Source organism: Candidatus Pelagibacter sp. HIMB1493, from assembly GCF_052047995.1.
Taxonomy (GTDB): domain Bacteria; phylum Pseudomonadota; class Alphaproteobacteria; order Pelagibacterales; family Pelagibacteraceae; genus Pelagibacter.
Window position 1 is genome coordinate 1,287,526 of sequence record NZ_JBNAIP010000001.1, and the last position, 15,782, is coordinate 1,303,307.

At 27.4% G+C, this 15,782-nt stretch carries 15 protein-coding genes, 1 tRNA gene and 1 pseudogene; 7 read left to right on the forward strand and 10 right to left on the reverse strand.

All coding sequences use genetic code 11. The features are described from left to right. Positions 1-13: 13 nt before the first annotated feature. Positions 14-280, reverse strand: a complete 267-nt coding sequence (locus ACTTBK_RS06860; protein ID WP_440619287.1) for a hypothetical protein — start codon at positions 278-280, stop codon at positions 14-16. A gap of 184 nt (positions 281-464) precedes the next feature. On the opposite strand from ACTTBK_RS06860, the gene ACTTBK_RS06865 reads away from it, so the two are divergent. Continuing rightward, positions 465-668 carry a hypothetical protein gene (locus ACTTBK_RS06865; protein WP_440619288.1) on the forward strand — a complete coding sequence of 68 codons (204 nt, stop codon included), beginning with the start codon at positions 465-467 and terminating at the stop codon, positions 666-668. 50 nt (positions 669-718) lie between these two features. Continuing rightward, positions 719-803: transfer RNA gene (locus ACTTBK_RS06870), tRNA-Leu, on the forward strand. Between the two features lie 3 nt (positions 804-806). On the opposite strand, the gene ACTTBK_RS06875 is transcribed toward ACTTBK_RS06870, so the two are convergent. Further along, entirely contained in the window at positions 807-1,385 is a 579-nt protein-coding gene (locus ACTTBK_RS06875; RefSeq protein WP_440619289.1) for a tyrosine-type recombinase/integrase, read from the reverse strand. Positions 1,386-1,923: 538 nt separating this feature from the next. Beyond that, entirely contained in the window at positions 1,924-2,358 is a 435-nt protein-coding gene (locus tag ACTTBK_RS06880; RefSeq protein WP_440619290.1) for a hypothetical protein, read from the reverse strand. Between the two features lie 48 nt (positions 2,359-2,406). Here ACTTBK_RS06880 and ACTTBK_RS06885 point away from each other — a divergent pair, with 48 nt between their 5' ends. Beyond that, positions 2,407-3,174, forward strand: a complete 768-nt coding sequence (locus tag ACTTBK_RS06885; protein ID WP_440619292.1) for a HincII family type II restriction endonuclease — start codon at positions 2,407-2,409, stop codon at positions 3,172-3,174. Here the strand turns inward: ACTTBK_RS06885 and ACTTBK_RS06890 are convergent. From ACTTBK_RS06890 to ACTTBK_RS06900, 3 genes and pseudogenes are all read right to left on the reverse strand, one after another. Beyond that, positions 3,143-3,856, reverse strand: a complete 714-nt coding sequence (locus ACTTBK_RS06890) for a hypothetical protein (protein ID WP_440619293.1) — start codon at positions 3,854-3,856, stop codon at positions 3,143-3,145. The two genes, ACTTBK_RS06885 and ACTTBK_RS06890, sit on opposite strands and share 32 nt — an antisense overlap. Before the next feature lie 330 nt (positions 3,857-4,186). Further along, positions 4,187-4,615, reverse strand: a pseudogene (locus ACTTBK_RS06895) (Eco57I restriction-modification methylase domain-containing protein); the annotation flags it as partial. A gap of 78 nt (positions 4,616-4,693) precedes the next feature. Further along, positions 4,694-4,942: a winged helix-turn-helix domain-containing protein gene (locus ACTTBK_RS06900; protein WP_440619295.1), complete on the reverse strand. Its 249-nt coding sequence runs from the start codon at positions 4,940-4,942 to the stop codon at positions 4,694-4,696. A gap of 203 nt (positions 4,943-5,145) precedes the next feature. Here ACTTBK_RS06900 and ACTTBK_RS06905 point away from each other — a divergent pair, with 203 nt between their 5' ends. Next, positions 5,146-6,843, forward strand: coding sequence for an AMP-dependent synthetase/ligase (locus ACTTBK_RS06905; protein ID WP_440619297.1), 1,698 nt, complete (start codon positions 5,146-5,148; stop codon positions 6,841-6,843). A 352-nt stretch (positions 6,844-7,195) separates the two neighbouring features. Here ACTTBK_RS06905 and ACTTBK_RS06910 read toward each other — a convergent pair whose 3' ends face one another. The 4 genes from ACTTBK_RS06910 to ACTTBK_RS06925 are packed head-to-tail and all read right to left on the reverse strand — an operon-like array spanning position 7,196 to position 11,279. Further along, positions 7,196-8,101 carry a CarD family transcriptional regulator gene (locus tag ACTTBK_RS06910; RefSeq protein WP_440619298.1) on the reverse strand — a complete coding sequence of 302 codons (906 nt, stop codon included), beginning with the start codon at positions 8,099-8,101 and terminating at the stop codon, positions 7,196-7,198. Continuing rightward, positions 8,058-8,384: a ferredoxin FdxA gene (gene fdxA / locus ACTTBK_RS06915; RefSeq protein ID WP_075484280.1), complete on the reverse strand. Its 327-nt coding sequence runs from the start codon at positions 8,382-8,384 to the stop codon at positions 8,058-8,060. The genes ACTTBK_RS06910 and fdxA overlap by 44 nt, the downstream gene beginning before the upstream one ends. After that, positions 8,381-8,797 carry a TerB family tellurite resistance protein gene (locus tag ACTTBK_RS06920; RefSeq protein ID WP_440619300.1) on the reverse strand — a complete coding sequence of 139 codons (417 nt, stop codon included), beginning with the start codon at positions 8,795-8,797 and terminating at the stop codon, positions 8,381-8,383. Before ACTTBK_RS06920 ends, fdxA begins: the two co-directional genes overlap by 4 nt. Before the next feature lie 4 nt (positions 8,798-8,801). Further along, positions 8,802-11,279: a helicase-related protein gene (locus ACTTBK_RS06925; protein WP_440619302.1), complete on the reverse strand. Its 2,478-nt coding sequence runs from the start codon at positions 11,277-11,279 to the stop codon at positions 8,802-8,804. Positions 11,280-11,453: 174 nt separating this feature from the next. Between ACTTBK_RS06925 and ACTTBK_RS06930 the strand changes: the two genes are divergently transcribed. The 3 genes from ACTTBK_RS06930 (at position 11,454) to ACTTBK_RS06940 (ending at position 15,731) form a co-directional block, all read left to right on the forward strand. Next, the gene (locus tag ACTTBK_RS06930) at positions 11,454-13,415 is read left to right on the forward strand and encodes an acetoacetate--CoA ligase (protein WP_440619303.1); all 1,962 of its coding nucleotides are present in this window, start codon (positions 11,454-11,456) and stop codon (positions 13,413-13,415) included. Further along, complete coding sequence (locus ACTTBK_RS06935; protein ID WP_440619305.1) at positions 13,416-14,642, forward strand: pyridoxal phosphate-dependent aminotransferase; 1,227 nt, start codon at positions 13,416-13,418, stop codon at positions 14,640-14,642. An 84-nt stretch (positions 14,643-14,726) separates the two neighbouring features. Continuing rightward, positions 14,727-15,731: a TAXI family TRAP transporter solute-binding subunit gene (locus ACTTBK_RS06940; protein ID WP_440619307.1), complete on the forward strand. Its 1,005-nt coding sequence runs from the start codon at positions 14,727-14,729 to the stop codon at positions 15,729-15,731. Positions 15,732-15,782 lie beyond the last annotated feature (51 nt).

The window sequence follows — 15,782 nt, forward strand, 5'->3', positions numbered from 1 at the left end:
ATTTTTTTAAAATTTAATATGTTGTCGTATTGATAATTCCATTTTTTTCAAACCATTTATGAAATCTTATCCTATCTTTTCTAAGAGATATCATAAATTTTTTGTAATCAATTGAAACTCTGTCTACTAAGAAATATAAAGCTTTATAGTATACGTAATGTAAGTGAACAACCCGATCTCTCTGTTGTTTGAAAACCTTTATATTCAATGTTGATTCAACAATTTTATTTCTATAATTTTTTTCGGCATAATAATAAGCCTCATCTGTTTCAATAATCATATTTATGAAATCCTCTTGATGCCTGAGTATCTTTAAATAGATACACTCTCTTAAGGCAGATTTAACGGTGTTTAAATCGTGGAGGTCTTTTGTATAATCAATATTTATCAATACATTTTATATAGGAATTAATTTCAACTAATCCAGACATATTCTTACCAAATTAATCTTTCATAATATTTCAATGATAAATGATTTCTTTGATTGGTGTGTTTATGTTCTTGAAGTAATTGGGAATGTCACAGGTATGGGATATGAATTGGCAAACATAGTAATATTTGTTTTTATTCAACCTTTATTAATTTTAATATTTTTTTATCTTTGGAAAAAAGAAAAAAAGAAAAATGAATCATTAAATCAAGAATTTGCTAAATATAAAAAAATATAACTTTCAATCATTATTCATTTAAGATATTTTTATTATATAACTTTAATAGAGGGCGAATGGCGGAACTGGTAGACGCGCACGACTCAAAATCGTGTTTCGCAAGAAGTGAGAGTTCGATTCTCTCTTCGCCCACCAAATTTAAATTAGTTCTACAGCATTTTTTAATTGTTGATCATTCACTTCGATATAACGCTGTGTAGTGCTCAAATTTCGATGTCTTGCTAAATTCATTATCACTTTGGCATTGATACTTTTATTTGCTAACGCTGTGATAAACGAGCGCCTGCCACTGTGTGAAGTTACATTTGAAAGCCCACATCTTTTATAGATTGAATTAATTAATTGACACAGTGAGTTTGCTGAAAATTGAGTTCTTTTTTGAGTTATTAATAGAGGAGTTCCTAAGTCAATTTTTGAGTATTTGTTGCTATAATATCTTTTGTATTCAATAATTTCATTTCTAAGTTTTTTATTGATAAAAACCTTTTGACTTTCTTTTGATTTAGTATTTTCTGCCAAGAGTATCATTTCATCTTTAACACAGTAGTTGATATCAACGACATCTTTCCAATGTAGTTTTGCCACTTCACCAATTCTTAATCCACCAAAAAAAGTGAATGCTATAATCAATCGATTGCGTTTTGCGTTAGGATAAATTTCGAGTTGTTTAAAAAATAAATTTAGTTGTTTTTGAGTTAATATTTTTGCTTGTTTCATTTGTTCCTCACATATGATTTTGTTTCAAAAAAAGTAGTTTCATTATGTTTTAAGAGCAATCGATTTTTAACTACTCGCTAAAACTCCCACAGCATATGGAGAAGTCGTCAAAACATAACATTATGTATGTTCTGTTATGTTTTAATCTGAAATTGAAACAGATAAGTAAATTTGTATGAGATTTAGCGAGTTTAAACCACGCAGTACTCTACTGCTTAATCAATCCAATCAGCATACTATCAACGCTATACGACGCAGTATTGAAGCGTTAAAGCTGCGTTTAAGAAGTGAACGTGAAAGAGCAAAGCGTTTTAAAAACAATCATATTATTAAATCATTAAACTACTGATTTTGACTCAAAAACAGTAGAAATCTGTATTTGAAGTTGTTTTCTTTTTAAATTAATACAATTGATGAGAGGTATAGTTTTAATACTTTAGACAATAGTTGTGGATAAAGGTTATTATGTATAACCAATTTGTATCTCCAAAGACTAACTCCAAAAAGCATCGCTGATTAGAATTTTTTATATTGCCTATTAAGTAAGATGAGAGGTTTCTGTGTTAATTGTGTCTGTGCCTAATTTATAAGTTTCGTGTCCAACATATTTAGCAACTGCTACATTGTCATTGATTAATTCTATTTTTGAATACTTGCCACTTTCTTTCATTTCAAACCAAATTAAATTTAAAACAGCATTAAATTTATGTGTATCTTCAACTATTGGACATTTTGCCAAAAAATGAAAATGTAAGTTTGTGTTTGAATAACCTATATGATTAAAACAAATTCTTTCAATTCTATTTCTTCTATTGCTACCAAAATAGTGACTGTCCACTCTGTTCCAAAAGTGTTGAAAACTTTTTTGTTTAATGTTGTCCTTAAAATGATTTTTAAATGATAAAGAACCAAAAATATCAAATTTGTGTTCATTCAACCAAGTATTCATTTCATAGTATATATTTTGTTTCATAAATATATTTATATTCCTGTCATACTTTATTTATGATAATCATCATTAATGAGCATCAAATTTGAAAAGAAATATTTTGATGAGTTGGCTAATTTAAAAATAAATAAGCCACAAGGACAGCTTTCAGGGCATAATTCTGGGGAACCTTTTTGTGATGAAATATATAATTTTTTAAAAAAAAAAAATAATAATAATATTTTTAAACAATATGAGTATTTAAATAAGCTTTTAAAACAAAATAGTTCAAAAAAAACAGCACAAGAGAGGCTTGAATTATTCAAAGGAACTTTTGGTTTTATAATAAATCGTGGAAAAACGTCGCTTGATAAGTGGACGCCCGAAGCAATGTTTGAGGAAAAACAAAATGATACTGCGGATATTCTTTTTATAGACGATAAAGTGAATACTATAATTGATGTTAAAACCAAAAATATTTCAAAAAAAGGACAACCTCCCAATATAATTTCAGCCTATAAAATGGCTCATATTGCTGAGTCTATTATTAATAATAATGATGGAAATAAAATAGATATTAATTACATCGGAATTGATTGGGAGCTAAATGGTAATTTCTTAGATTTAAAAGAAATTGTCATAAGAGATCTATTCAAAATTACACCAGAAAAAATTTATATTAATTGGGCTGCCGCCTTACAAATTCAATTTGATGTTAGTACTATTGATCAAAATTATACAAAAAGTAAAAAAGATTGGGCATCAGATTATCTAAAAACTTATATAAAAAGTGTTCAAAATAGAAAAAAAATACTTGATAAAAAGTTTATTAATCCTTTTTTATATTTATTAGATCATTAACAAGGAGATCTATAGCCTTAGAATTTTTTGTATTATATTCACTTAGATTTTTATCTGTATAATAAACTATTTTATCATAAATTTTAGTTTCAGATTTATTTTTCCAATCAATTAATTTTATTGGAATATTTTTTAAAGGCTCTTCTGAAAATTCTAATACATTTCCTCTGTTATTGTTATTTATAAAAATCCATTTTTTTACAACTGAAGAATTTAAAAAACCTAATATATATCTTATATCCTCTTTTAATTCTTTGTTTAAAAAAATTGATGTAACATCTTGTGTTAAAAGATATTTTTCATCAACCAATGAAAAATTTATATCCTCATAACTTTTAATTCTTAGCTTACAAGGGATACAAATTTTTTTTTGATCTGTTTTTTGTAGTTTATAACTTCTTAAAAATGACCAATCCCAATAATTTATTCCATTTTTATAATCATACCTTTCCAATAACTTTGTTTTAAAAGGTTCAAAATGATCATAAAAATTAGGGAATTCTTTTTTAAAATTTTTTATATTAGCATCATTTAATAAAATATATTTTTGAGAATTTATGAATTTATATTTTATAAGATGTTTTGATTTAACAATTGAAACTAAATATTTCTTTTCTATTTTATTTAATTTAGAATATAAAATATCATTACAAATAAAGGCTTTATCAAAACCACTAACCAACCCATTTGCTATAGTAGATATTTTTTCAAGAGTGTTAGGATTATTACTAGAGAATAATTCTTTTTCTCTTTCAAATTTAATACAAGAAACTTCTAACTGATCACATTCGTCAATTAAGTTTTTTTTGAATAGCAGCCATTTTTTGTTTAATTTAAATTGATCAATTTCAAAAAAATCAAAGTGTTGATTAATATTTAAAAAAATATTTTCTATATTGTCAATTTTATTAAAATTTTCTTTTATCTTAAATAACTTAATTTTTGGCTTAATTTTTTTTTTTATTATCTTAAAAATAATAAAAGAACTTTTAACACTTTTGAAAATATCTACTTCATTTAAATAATAAATTTCATCTATGTAGCAGTCATTTATTATTAGGTTTCTTAAGTTCTGAGAATGTAAGTTTTTAAACCAATACTCTGGAGTAATAAAAATTAATTCACCTTCATCTTTAAGTAAATGAATAGATTTTAATATAAAAATATATAAATAATCACATAGTCTATTAAAATTATTCTTCCATAGTATGTTCGTATCTAGTTCATTTTTAAGTTTTTTATTTAGATTTTTCCATCTTATGTATGGTGGATTTCCAATGATAACATCAAATTTCTCTTTAAATTCAGATGATATAAAACTTTGATTGACCGCGTAAGATGGGCAAAATCTTTTGTCTATTTCAAAAGCAGTGATGTGATTAAATTTTTTTTTTAATAATTCATCACAAAAAATACCCTCACCACAAGATGGCTCTAGTATTTTAGGTTTTTTTTTTTAATTAAACCTATCATAAATTCCACAATAAATTTGGGAGTAAAAAACTGTCCTAAATCTTTTTTAGTCTCCATCATATCTCCATTTACCATCAGAAGTTCTCGAAAACCTAGGTTTAAGTCTTCTCTTCGATCTTCTAATTCCTTCGTTGATGAAATCTGCGTTCATAGTAGCATGTGGAGTTTTACCATTTACTTTAATAAGATTTCTTCTCATTGCTATCTCTACTATTTCTCTAGAAGTTAAAGGTATTTTTCTTTCTTTAAAAATTTTAGTAGCAGCTTGAATTTTGGATAAATATTTATTTTTCATTATAAAATCAAAATATACAATAAAGATTAGGTTTTCAATTAAAAAGTCAACTAAATCTCCTTTTTTAGATCGTACACTTGTCGTACACTAAAAAAAACATAATATTCATTCAATAAATTAAGGAGTAATAGTGAACGCGTATAACTCAAAATCGTGTTTCGCAAGAAGTGAGAGTTCGATTCTCTCTTCGCCCACCAAAGTTTATGAATATAAAAAACTATAATAATCTTTTAGAATTATTTTATAATCAGTATACAAAAGAAAAAGCAGATCAAATTTTTCTAAAATCCTTAAAAAATCCAAACGATAAATTTTCTTGGAGAGATACTTATTTGAATATTATAAAATTAAGCAATGAGCTTAAATCTTTAATTCAAAAAAAAGATAGATGTTTATTAATTTCAGAAAATAGACCTGAATGGATGATATCTGATTTAGCTATAATGTTAGCAGGTGGAATTACCGTGCCAGCCTATACCACTTATACCGAAAGAGATTATGAATATTTAATTGATGATTGTAATCCATCAGTAATAATTGTCTCAGATCAAGTTCAATATAATAAAATTAAAAATATAATTTCTATAAAGCCATTTATAAAAAAGGTTATCACCTTTGATCAAATTGACAGTCAATCTGATACTATATGCGTTAAAGACATTTTTTTGAGGAACGACTGTGAAGAGATCGATTTTTTAAAATTAGAAATTTCAAGAAAAGATGTAGCTTGTATTATTTATACATCAGGAACCCAAGGTAACCCCAAGGGAGTAATGCTTAGTCATGGGGGGATTTTAAATAATTGTGAAGGTTCTATTTCACTTTTGAAAGAGATAATGTCTTACAAACCTAAATTCCTAACTTGGTTACCATTATCTCATTCCTATGAACACACCGTTCAGTTTGTCCAAATAGCAATAGGTGCCGAAGTTTACTACGCAGAAAGCATAGATAAGTTAATTAAAAATATGGGGGAGTGTAGTCCAGATATTATGACAGCTGTCCCAAGATTTTATCAGAATCTGTATCAAAAAATTAATTCAACTTTTAATAAAGCTACTGGTTTTAAAAAATCTCTAATAAACAAAATGCTATATCTAGGAGAAAAAGTACTAACAAATCAAAAACTTACTTTTTTTGAAAAAGTGCAAAATACAATTTGTGAAAAAATAGTTAGAAAAAAAATAAAAGCTCAGTTTGGAGGTTCTTTAAAAGCATTCATTTCTGGAGGAGGTGCGCTAGATAAAGAAGTGGGTGTTTTTTTAAATTCGATAGGTTTACCGACTTTGCAAGGATATGGGTTAACTGAAACTTCTCCAGTTGTAAGTTGTAACCCAATAAAAGATATAAGGATAGATACAGTAGGTCCTGCTTTTAGTGGTAATGAGGTGAAAATTGCTGATGATGGTGAAATTCTGGTTAAAGGTGAAAATGTTATGTTAGGTTATTGGAATAAAAAGGAAGAGACTGAAAAAGTTTTAAAGGATGGCTGGTTATATACTGGAGATATAGGACATTTTGAAAATGGATACTTAAAAATTACTGATAGAAAAAAAGATATTTTAATTACACCAGGTGGTGACAATATTTCACCTGTAAAAATTGAAAATGACTTACTGAAGATTGAATATGTAGAGCAAGCATTAGTTTATGGAGATAACAAACCATATTTAATAGCTATTTTAGTTTTAAATAATAATGAAAGTAATGTGTCAGATGAAAACATTTCAAAAGAAATAGAAGCAATAAATAAAAACTTATCTAAGATAGAAAAAATTAAAAAGTTTTTTGTAATTAAAGATCAATTTACAATTGAAAATGGATTAATGACACCAACTTTAAAGTTAAAAAGATATAAAATTATTGAAAAGTATAAAAGTGAAATAGAAAAACTTTATTAAATTTCTTTAAATTAAGAGTTTATTTACCGCATAAACATTAACTAAATTAATAAAAAAATTTTTTATAAAAAATAAAAAATATTTTTTTTAAAATTCGCTTTTAATTAATGATTTGACATAAGTTGTATAAAAAAATAAAAATAAGTTAACAGCGAATCAATTTGATTCGTTAAACTAAAAAGGGAGCTAAAGATGCCTAAGAAAAGAAAAAAAGCAGCAAAGAAAACTAAGAAAAAAGCTAAGAAAAAAGCTAAGAAAAAAGCTAAAAAGGCTAAGAAAAGAAGAAAATAATAACTTAGTATTCTTTACAAAAAACGCTTCTCATAACTTTTTGTGTGAGAGGCGTTTTTTTTTATTCGTCTAAAGGTTCGTCAGTTTCAGAAATAGGCTCTTCGACAGGTAAATCAGCATTTGGAGTTTTAGGAGTAGCGCTAATAGCTTGTGCTTGTCCACCAACATTTCTCTTTAATGCTTTATCTAATTTTTTTTGAGTATCTTCTGGTGATAAATTTAAAATTATCTGAAATTCTGATTGCATTCTTTCATAAGCTTTTTCAAAAAGTTGTCTTTCACTATAAGATTGATCAACCATAAGATCATCACCTTTGTTTAGATCTCTTACAACTTCAGCTAATTCATAAATTTTACCTGATGAAATTTTTGCCTCATATTCTTGTGCTCTTCTACTCCACATTGATCTTTTGATTTTTGGCTTACTTTTTAATATAGAAATACATTTATTTACTTGATTAATTGTTGCTAAAGGCCTTAGGTGAGACTGTTTGTTAACGGGTACCATACCATTAGCTTTATCTTTTTCAAATTTGATAACATATGTTTCAACATCAATACCACCGATATTTATTTTTTTAAATTCTGTAATTTGACCAACGCCATGTTTTGGATAAACAACATAATCTTTAATTTTAAATTCTCTTTTTTCAGTTTCTTGTTTTTTAACTTTTTTTATCTCAGGTTTAACCTCATTAGTTTTTGATATTCTTAAATTATCAACTTTCGGTTCATCTGGCGTTTCAGTAGTTTTTGAAACTTTTTTTATTTTAGGAGATTTATTTGGAATTTTTTTTAATACTTTTTTAGCTTTTTTTACTACTACTTTTTTGACTTTTTTAGTTTTAGTTTTTACAGCTTTTTTAACTTTAGTTACTTTTTTCTTTTTAACTTTTTTTGTCATTTCTTTATCTGATTTACCTTTAAAGATTTTCTTTAAAATACTTTTCGTACTTATTTTGCTCATTTTTAAATTTTTCGTGATCCGCTGGGGGATCTTTTTTCTCACTTATGTTTGGCCAGATTTCTGAATATTTTTTATTGATCTCTAACCATTTTTCGCTTCCAGGTTCTGTATCTGCTTTTATAGCATCAACGGGGCACTCTGGCTCACAAACGCCACAATCTATACACTCATCCGGTTTAATTACAAGCATATTTTTACCTTCATAAAAACAATCAACCGGACAAACGTCTACACAATCAGTAAGCTTACACTTAATACAATTGTCGTTTACAATATAAGTCACTCTTTACTTTCCTCTTTTAATTTATGCTTAATATCCCCCATAGTTTTACTGTCAATGTATAAAAGTCCCGCTAATCTTCTCATAAGATTTGTTTCATACATATCCGCATCTTCATTAGAATAAATAATTGACCAAAGAGCTTCCACTATTTTAATTTTCTCTTTTTCAGGTAAATTTTTAATTTCTCTTGTGAAGTCTAAAATTTGGTTTGAATTTTCCTCAATAATTTTTGCATCTTGTATAGTTTTTGTGATTTTTTCACTTTCAAGGCCCAACTCTAGAAGTGTTTTTTTAATTATTTCCTCCTCTTTGTCAGTATAATTTTCATCTATTTTTGCAGCATGGATTAATAAAGCACAAACTTTTACTATAAAATTATTCTCTTCTTTTTTATCTGTCTTTTTAAAAAACATAAAATTAACCTAGCTTGAGATTTTTAAGAACTTTAAATGGATTTTCATTTGAAACTTTTTTGTTCTGTATTTTTTTAAATTTTTTAACAGGATTATATTTAAAAAACATGTCTTGTTCTTTCTCATAAGTTTTATAACCCATTTTTTGTAATAATTTTCTAAAGTTCTCTTTGCTGCACCCTAAAAGATTTAACATTTCAGGTATCATTTTTATTTCATTATTTTCTTTTGAAGTAGCATTAATAATTTGTACAAAGAGTCTTTCAAGAATATCTATTCTTACAAAAAGATTATCAAATTTTTCAAATCCACAGAGAAGCATAAAGTTTTTATTTTGAGAAACTTTATCTTCTAAAAAATTTAATCCGAAAGTTGGTGGTTTTAAATTATAGAATTTTTGATGAAAATTTTTCCACAATAAGGTTCTTAAAGATACAGCATCTGGTTTTATAAGCTGATAAAGGAATACATGGTATCTTCCAAATTTTACACCCAATTCTCTAAGTACTTTTCTATCTATTTGTTCAAGATTTTTTAAATAATCAGAAACTTGTTCTCTTTTTAAAACACCATTATTTTCATAAAGCTGATAAGCTAAAGCTTTAATCGAAGACTTATCTTCTTTAATGTTTTTTAAATCTATTAAACTTTTCAAGACATCGCTTATCTTAGAGTTTAGCCATTTTTGAATAAAATCATTTAGTTTTTGTTTTGGATTTTGTTCAATAATGTCATCAACAACTAAAGTAAAATTAGGACTTAAATAATCATTTCCTGGTAACAGTCTAGCAATTGGAAATTCATTCCAATATATTTTAAAATCCTCTTTTAAATCTATTAATCCTGTATCTACAATTGACTGAATTCTTTTATCAAACTCAGGTCCAATTGATTGTCTAGCAGCTTTTTTTAATGACTTGATATCAGTTTCAAGAGAGCCTTTTTTTAAATCTAATTCTAATTTCAAACCTTTGATTTTACCAATAAACTGATCATCTATTTTAACGTCATTGTTCTGTAATATTTCAGTTTTGAATTCCATGTCTTGTTTTAAACCTCTTGCAAGTATACTTGCTCTTTTGTCGATAAAAGTCTTGGTAAGTTCTTCATGAAGTCTGTCAGAAAGTCTATCTTCTAAATGTTTTGTTTTTTCTATCCAATAATTTTGATTTTCTACCCAATTATTTTTATTTGAAACATAAGACCAAGTTCTTACATTTGCAATTCTATTTGATAAAGAATCTACATTTCCCTCTAATTTATCAAGTTTCATGAGCTGTAATCTCATGTAATCTTCTGAAATTAGACCTTTTTCACTGTTTAAAAATTTAAAAACATTTCTGATCACTTCATAATGATTGCCGTAGGTTTTTTTAACAAAATCAGGTATCTGACAACATTCCCATAATAATTTGAGAGTTCTTTCGTTAAATTCTAGATTATTTTTTTCATCTTTTATAAAATATTTTAGCGCTCTTTCATCCTCACATTCGTGAACTTTTCTTAACCATTCCATCTGGGGTCTTTCTTCAAGACTTTTAATCAGTGAATTTGGGTTATTGAAATTAAGATCAGAATTTCTCCAGAATAAAGTTCTTATTTCTTCAAATTTATGTCCTTCAATTAATTCCACTTCTTCAGGTGAAATTTCTTTACAATCACCAGTTATTCCAAAACCACCATCATTCAAATATCTTCCAGCTCTTCCTGCTATTTGACCTATTTCAGATAAATTTAATTTTCTTAATTTTTTTCCATCAAATTTTTTAAGATTTGAGAAATATACATAATCTAGATCCATATTTATTCCCATTCCAATAGCGTCAGTGGCTACTAAAAAATCGACATCTCCAGATTGGTAAAGTTCTACTTGAGCATTTCTCGTTTTAGGACTTAATGAACCCATAACTATAGCTGCCCCACCCTTTTGTCTTCTTATTAATTCTGCTATTGCATAAACTTCTTCCGCTGAAAAAGCTATGATTGCAGTTTTTCTATTTATTCTTGATATCTTTTTATGTCCGGCATAAGTGAGTTTTGATAATCTATCTCTATTAATAAATTCTAAATCCTCATTTAATTTAGATATGATGTTTTTAATAGTACTAGAACCCATTAGCATTGTAAGTTTTTCACCTCTTAAATTTAATAATCTATCTGTGAATATGTGACCTCTTTCATGATCTGCACACATTTGAATTTCATCTATGCCCACAAATTCTAAATGTTTTTCAATAGGCATTGATTCTACTGTGCATAAATAATATTTTGCGTTTGTAGGAATTATTTTTTCTTCACCAGTAATTAAAGCAACTTTGTCTATACTAATTTTTTTTATTACTTTATCGTAAACCTCTCTTGCTAATAATCTTAATGGGAACCCAATCATTCCGCTGTCAAAAGATAGCATTGTGTCAATTGCAAGATGAGTTTTACCTGTGTTTGTTGGACCAAGAACAGCTGTAATTTTATTTTTAGGCATTTCTATCTTTGGTGTATAATTTTTTTTACCTACCAGATATTGTTAGTGCTAAAGAACAAAAATAGACTAAAACATGACCGAATCGGAGGGTAAAAAGTTCTCATTTTTATATTAATATTAATGAGAATATCATAATTGAGATTAATTCTATAATAGTAATTTAAAAAAATAAAAATGACCAATAAACTTTGGGAAGCATCTTTTAAAGAGAAAAAAAATTCAAATCTTTATGCTTTTGAGAAATTTATTTCAAAAAAAATCAAAAAAAAATTTAATTTAAATTACAAAACTTTTTTAAATTGGACTATTAAAAATTCTCCTGAGTTTTGGAATTATTTTTGGGAATTTTCAGAAATTAAAGGATTGAAAAGTAAAAAAAAAATTAAAAAATCTAAAATATTTTATAAAAATTTATTCTTACCAGGTAGTAAGTTAAATTTTGGTGAGAATTTATTGTCAAAAAATAATGATGATAAGGCGATTACTTTTATAAGCGAAAATGGCTTTAGAGAAGAAAAATCTTGGAGAGAATTAAATTTAAGTACAGGAAAAATTGTAAAGTTTTTAAAGGAAATTAAAATTAAAAAAGGAGATAGAGTTGCAGCTTATATGCCTAATACTATCGAGACAGTTGAGGCGTTTATAGCAGCGAGCACTATAGGAAGCATTTGGTCATCATGCAGTCCTGATTTTGGTATTAAAGGTGTTGTTGAGAGATTTTCTCAAATTAATCCAAAAGTTTTGTTCATTACAGACCAGTATTTTTACAATGGGAAAAAAATTAATGTATTAGAGAGATTATCTGAAATTTTAAAATCTATTCCGTCAATTAAAAATGTTGTGATTGTTAATTATCCTGGAAAAAAATATGTCACTAATAAAAGTAAATATAAGAAAATAAATTTAATTAAATGGCGTGAGATTATTCATAATCAATCTGAAAAAATAAATTTTAAAAAGTATGATTTCGAAAGTGAGTTGACTATTTTATATTCAAGTGGAACAACTGGAAAACCAAAATGTATTTGCCACAGAACTGGTGGAGTTCTTCTTCAACATAAGAAAGAACACCAATTACATTGCGATATAAAAGAAAATGATAACGTGTTTTATTTTACTACTTGTGGTTGGATGATGTGGAATTGGTTAGTAAGCTCGTTAGCTTCAAAGGCATCAATAGTACTTTTTGATGGTTCTCCAATGTATAAATCAAGTGATTTACTTTTAAAAATAGCACAAAGAGAAAAAATTACTCTGTTTGGAATTAGTGCTAAATATATTGATGCTCTAAGAAAATTAGAACCTAATCTTAAATTTAAATATAAACTTCTAAAACTAAAAACAATATGTTCAACAGGTTCTCCTTTATCAAGCGAAGGTTTTAAATATGTTTACAAAAATATTAAAAAGAATGTTCATCTCTCATCTATTTCGGGTGGTACAGATATTGTATCATGTTTTGTTTTAGGAAATATATATCAGCCAGTAAATATTGGTGAAATACAAAATTCTGGCTTAGGTTTAGATGTTGATGTCTTTAATGATAGCGGTAAATCTTTAAAAAATTCTAAAGGTGAACTAGTTTGTAAAAATCCATTTCCATCAATGCCTCTTAAATTTTGGAAAGATAAAAATGACGTAAAATTTAAAAAAGCTTACTTCAATAGATATAAAAATACTTGGCATCATGGTGATTATGCTGAAAGAAGAAATACCGATGGTTTTATTATACATGGAAGATCTGACACTACCCTTAATCCAGGAGGTGTAAGACTTGGTACTGCTGAAATATATTCTGAGGTTGAAAAGTTTAATGAAATTAAAGAAGCACTAGTAGTTGGTCAATCTTGGGATAATGATATAAGAATAATTCTTTTCGTTGTAATGAGTAATGAATACATACTTAATGATTCTTTGCTTAATAGAATAAAAACTCAAATAAGAATAAATGCATCACCAAGACATGTCCCTAGTAAAGTAATTGTTGTAAAAGATATTCCAAGAACCAAAAGTGGTAAAATCGTTGAGCTTGCTGTTAAAAGTACTATAGAAGGAAGTGTTGTTAAAAATAAAGAAGCTTTAGCAAACCCAGAAGTTTTAAAACAATACAAAAATTTGAAACAGTTAAGTTATTAAATGTTAAAAAATATAGTTAAAGATTTAAAACCATCTTCTACGCTAGCAATCAATGAAGCTTCAAAAAAACTTGAAGATGAAGGAAAAAAAATATTTAAATTTGGTTTTGGACAATCACCCTTTAAAGTTCCACAAGACGTAGTAGAGGAGCTTAAAAATAATGCGTATCAAAACAAATATTTGCCCATGCAAGGTCTTTCAGAACTAAGACAGTCTGTTGCAAAATACTCATCAAAGAAAAAAAATTATGAATATAATTCTGAGAATGTCATCATAGGACCAGGCTCTAAAGAGTTGATGTTTTTACTTCATGTAATATTCGATGGTGAAATTATATTGCCTGCACCTAGTTGGGTTTCTTACGCGCCACAAGCAATATTAGGAAGAAACAAAATTCAAATTTTACAAACAAAAAGAGAAAATAATTGGTTCCCTACAGCTCAAGAAATAGAGGAGGTAATATTAAAAGATAAAAATAAAAATTATTTATTATTTTTAAATTCCCCCAATAATCCTTCAGGACAAGTTTGTGAAAATTTGGAAGAGATTTCTAATGTTGCAAATAAACATAATCTTATAATTTTATCTGATGAGATATATTCAGAACTGACTTTTACAAAAAATTATAAGTCTATTTCAAATTTTTGTCCTGAAAAAACAATTATCAGTACCGGCCTAAGTAAATGGTGTGGAGCTGGTGGTTGGAGATTGGGATATTTTATTGTTCCAGAGAGCTTAAATGACATAAAAAACATGATTAATGTTTTAGCCAGTGAAACCTTTTCAGCAGTAAGTGCGCCTATCCAATATGCTGCAATAAAAGCATATGAAAACAATCATAGTAAATATATTAACAAATCTAGAAATATTTTAAAGGCTGTCGGCAATTATGTTTATCAAAATTTAAAATCAAACAAAATTTTAATTAATGAACCTCAAGGAGGTTTCTATTTAATGCCTGAATTTTTAAATTCTAAATTTAAAACTTCATCAGAAATGTGTGAAAATATTTTAAAAGAAACAGGTGTTGCATTATTACCTGGATCAGATTTTGGATTTAATGAAAGTAAAATGCTTGCAAGATTAAGCTTTACTGATTTTGATGGAGAAAAATTCATGAATAGTATTAAGGAAGACCAATCTATTGACTTTAATATAATCGAAAAGTTGGCACCAAAGGTTGTAGAAGGTGTTGATAATTTAAAAAAATGGTCAGAAAATCTTTAAAATCAGCCTATACATCTATTATAATTTTTTGGTAAGATTAATTTATAAAAAATAACGACATACAATTATAGAGAGGGAAAAATAATGAAAAAAATAATCACATCCCTATCAAGTGCTTTACTGATTTTATTTGCATCACTGTCCTTAACTACAGTTGCTAAATCAGCTGAGTTCTTCACGATAGGAACTGGTGGACCTACTGGAGTATATTTCCAAACAGGTAACGCTATATGTAAAATGCTTCATAAATCAGCAATTAGTGCTGAGCACGGTAGAAAAAAAGGTACAGCTAAAGCGTATAGATGTACTGCTCCATCGACAGGTGGTTCAAACTACAATATTGGACAAATAGCAGCTGGAGAATTTCAATTTGGTGTAGCTCAATCTGACTGGCAATATCATGCAGCGAATGGTTCAAGCAAATGGGAAGGAAAACAGTTTAGTGATTTGAGAGCTGTGTTTTCAGTTCACAACGAACCTTTTCAAATTTGGGCTAGAAAAAAAGCAAGAATTAAAGATTTTGCAGACTTAGAAGGTAAAGTAGTAAACATTGGTAACCCTGGTTCTGGTCAGAGAGGAACTATGGAAGAGCTAATGAAAGCTATGGGTGTTGATAATAGTTTCTTTAAATCAACAACAGAGTTAACTTCTTCAGAGCAAGTGAAAGCTTTATGTGATGGTAAAATTGATGCATTTGGTTATTCGGTTGGATTTCCAAATGGTGCAATGGAACAAGCAGCAACTTGTGCCGCTAAAGCATCTCCAATCAATTTGACTGGACCAGAAGTTCAAGGCTTAATTGATGGTGCTGATTATTATGCGCAGGCTGTAATTCCTAAAGGCACTTATACAAAACAGAAAAAAGATGCTACTACATTTGGTGTTAAAGCAACTGTGGTAACTTCGGCAGATGTTTCTGAAGAATTAGTATACTTAGTTACAAAAGCAGTTTTTGAAAACTTTGATGATTTCAAAAAACAACATCCAGCATTTGGATTTTTGGAAAAGAAAAACATGATTAAAGATGGTTTATCTGCTCCACTACATCCTGGTGCAATTAAATATTATAAAGAAGCTGGATTAATGTAATCTAAGTTTTTTACTTTTTAAAAGGCCTGGTAATTTTTACCGGGCCTTTTT

What these genes read in the sequence shown, in the direction of transcription:
- ACTTBK_RS06875 (WP_440619289.1), bottom strand. Translation starts at nt 1,385, where the DNA reads ATGAAACAAGCAAAAATATTAACTCAAAAACAACTAAATTTATTTTTT.
- ACTTBK_RS06900 (WP_440619295.1), bottom strand. Translation starts at nt 4,942, where the DNA reads ATGAAAAATAAATATTTATCCAAAATTCAAGCTGCTACTAAAATTTTT.
- ACTTBK_RS06860 (WP_440619287.1), bottom strand. Translation starts at nt 280, where the DNA reads ATGATTATTGAAACAGATGAGGCTTATTATTATGCCGAAAAAAATTAT.
- ACTTBK_RS06925 (WP_440619302.1), bottom strand. Translation starts at nt 11,279, where the DNA reads ATGCCTAAAAATAAAATTACAGCTGTTCTTGGTCCAACAAACACAGGT.
- ACTTBK_RS06940 (WP_440619307.1), top strand. Translation starts at nt 14,727, where the DNA reads ATGAAAAAAATAATCACATCCCTATCAAGTGCTTTACTGATTTTATTT.
- ACTTBK_RS06930 (WP_440619303.1), top strand. Translation starts at nt 11,454, where the DNA reads ATGACCAATAAACTTTGGGAAGCATCTTTTAAAGAGAAAAAAAATTCA.
- ACTTBK_RS06910 (WP_440619298.1), bottom strand. Translation starts at nt 8,101, where the DNA reads ATGAGCAAAATAAGTACGAAAAGTATTTTAAAGAAAATCTTTAAAGGT.
- ACTTBK_RS06935 (WP_440619305.1), top strand. Translation starts at nt 13,416, where the DNA reads ATGTTAAAAAATATAGTTAAAGATTTAAAACCATCTTCTACGCTAGCA.
- ACTTBK_RS06885 (WP_440619292.1), top strand. Translation starts at nt 2,407, where the DNA reads ATGAGCATCAAATTTGAAAAGAAATATTTTGATGAGTTGGCTAATTTA.
- ACTTBK_RS06865 (WP_440619288.1), top strand. Translation starts at nt 465, where the DNA reads ATGATAAATGATTTCTTTGATTGGTGTGTTTATGTTCTTGAAGTAATT.
- ACTTBK_RS06905 (WP_440619297.1), top strand. Translation starts at nt 5,146, where the DNA reads ATGAATATAAAAAACTATAATAATCTTTTAGAATTATTTTATAATCAG.
- ACTTBK_RS06920 (WP_440619300.1), bottom strand. Translation starts at nt 8,797, where the DNA reads ATGTTTTTTAAAAAGACAGATAAAAAAGAAGAGAATAATTTTATAGTA.
- ACTTBK_RS06880 (WP_440619290.1), bottom strand. Translation starts at nt 2,358, where the DNA reads ATGAAACAAAATATATACTATGAAATGAATACTTGGTTGAATGAACAC.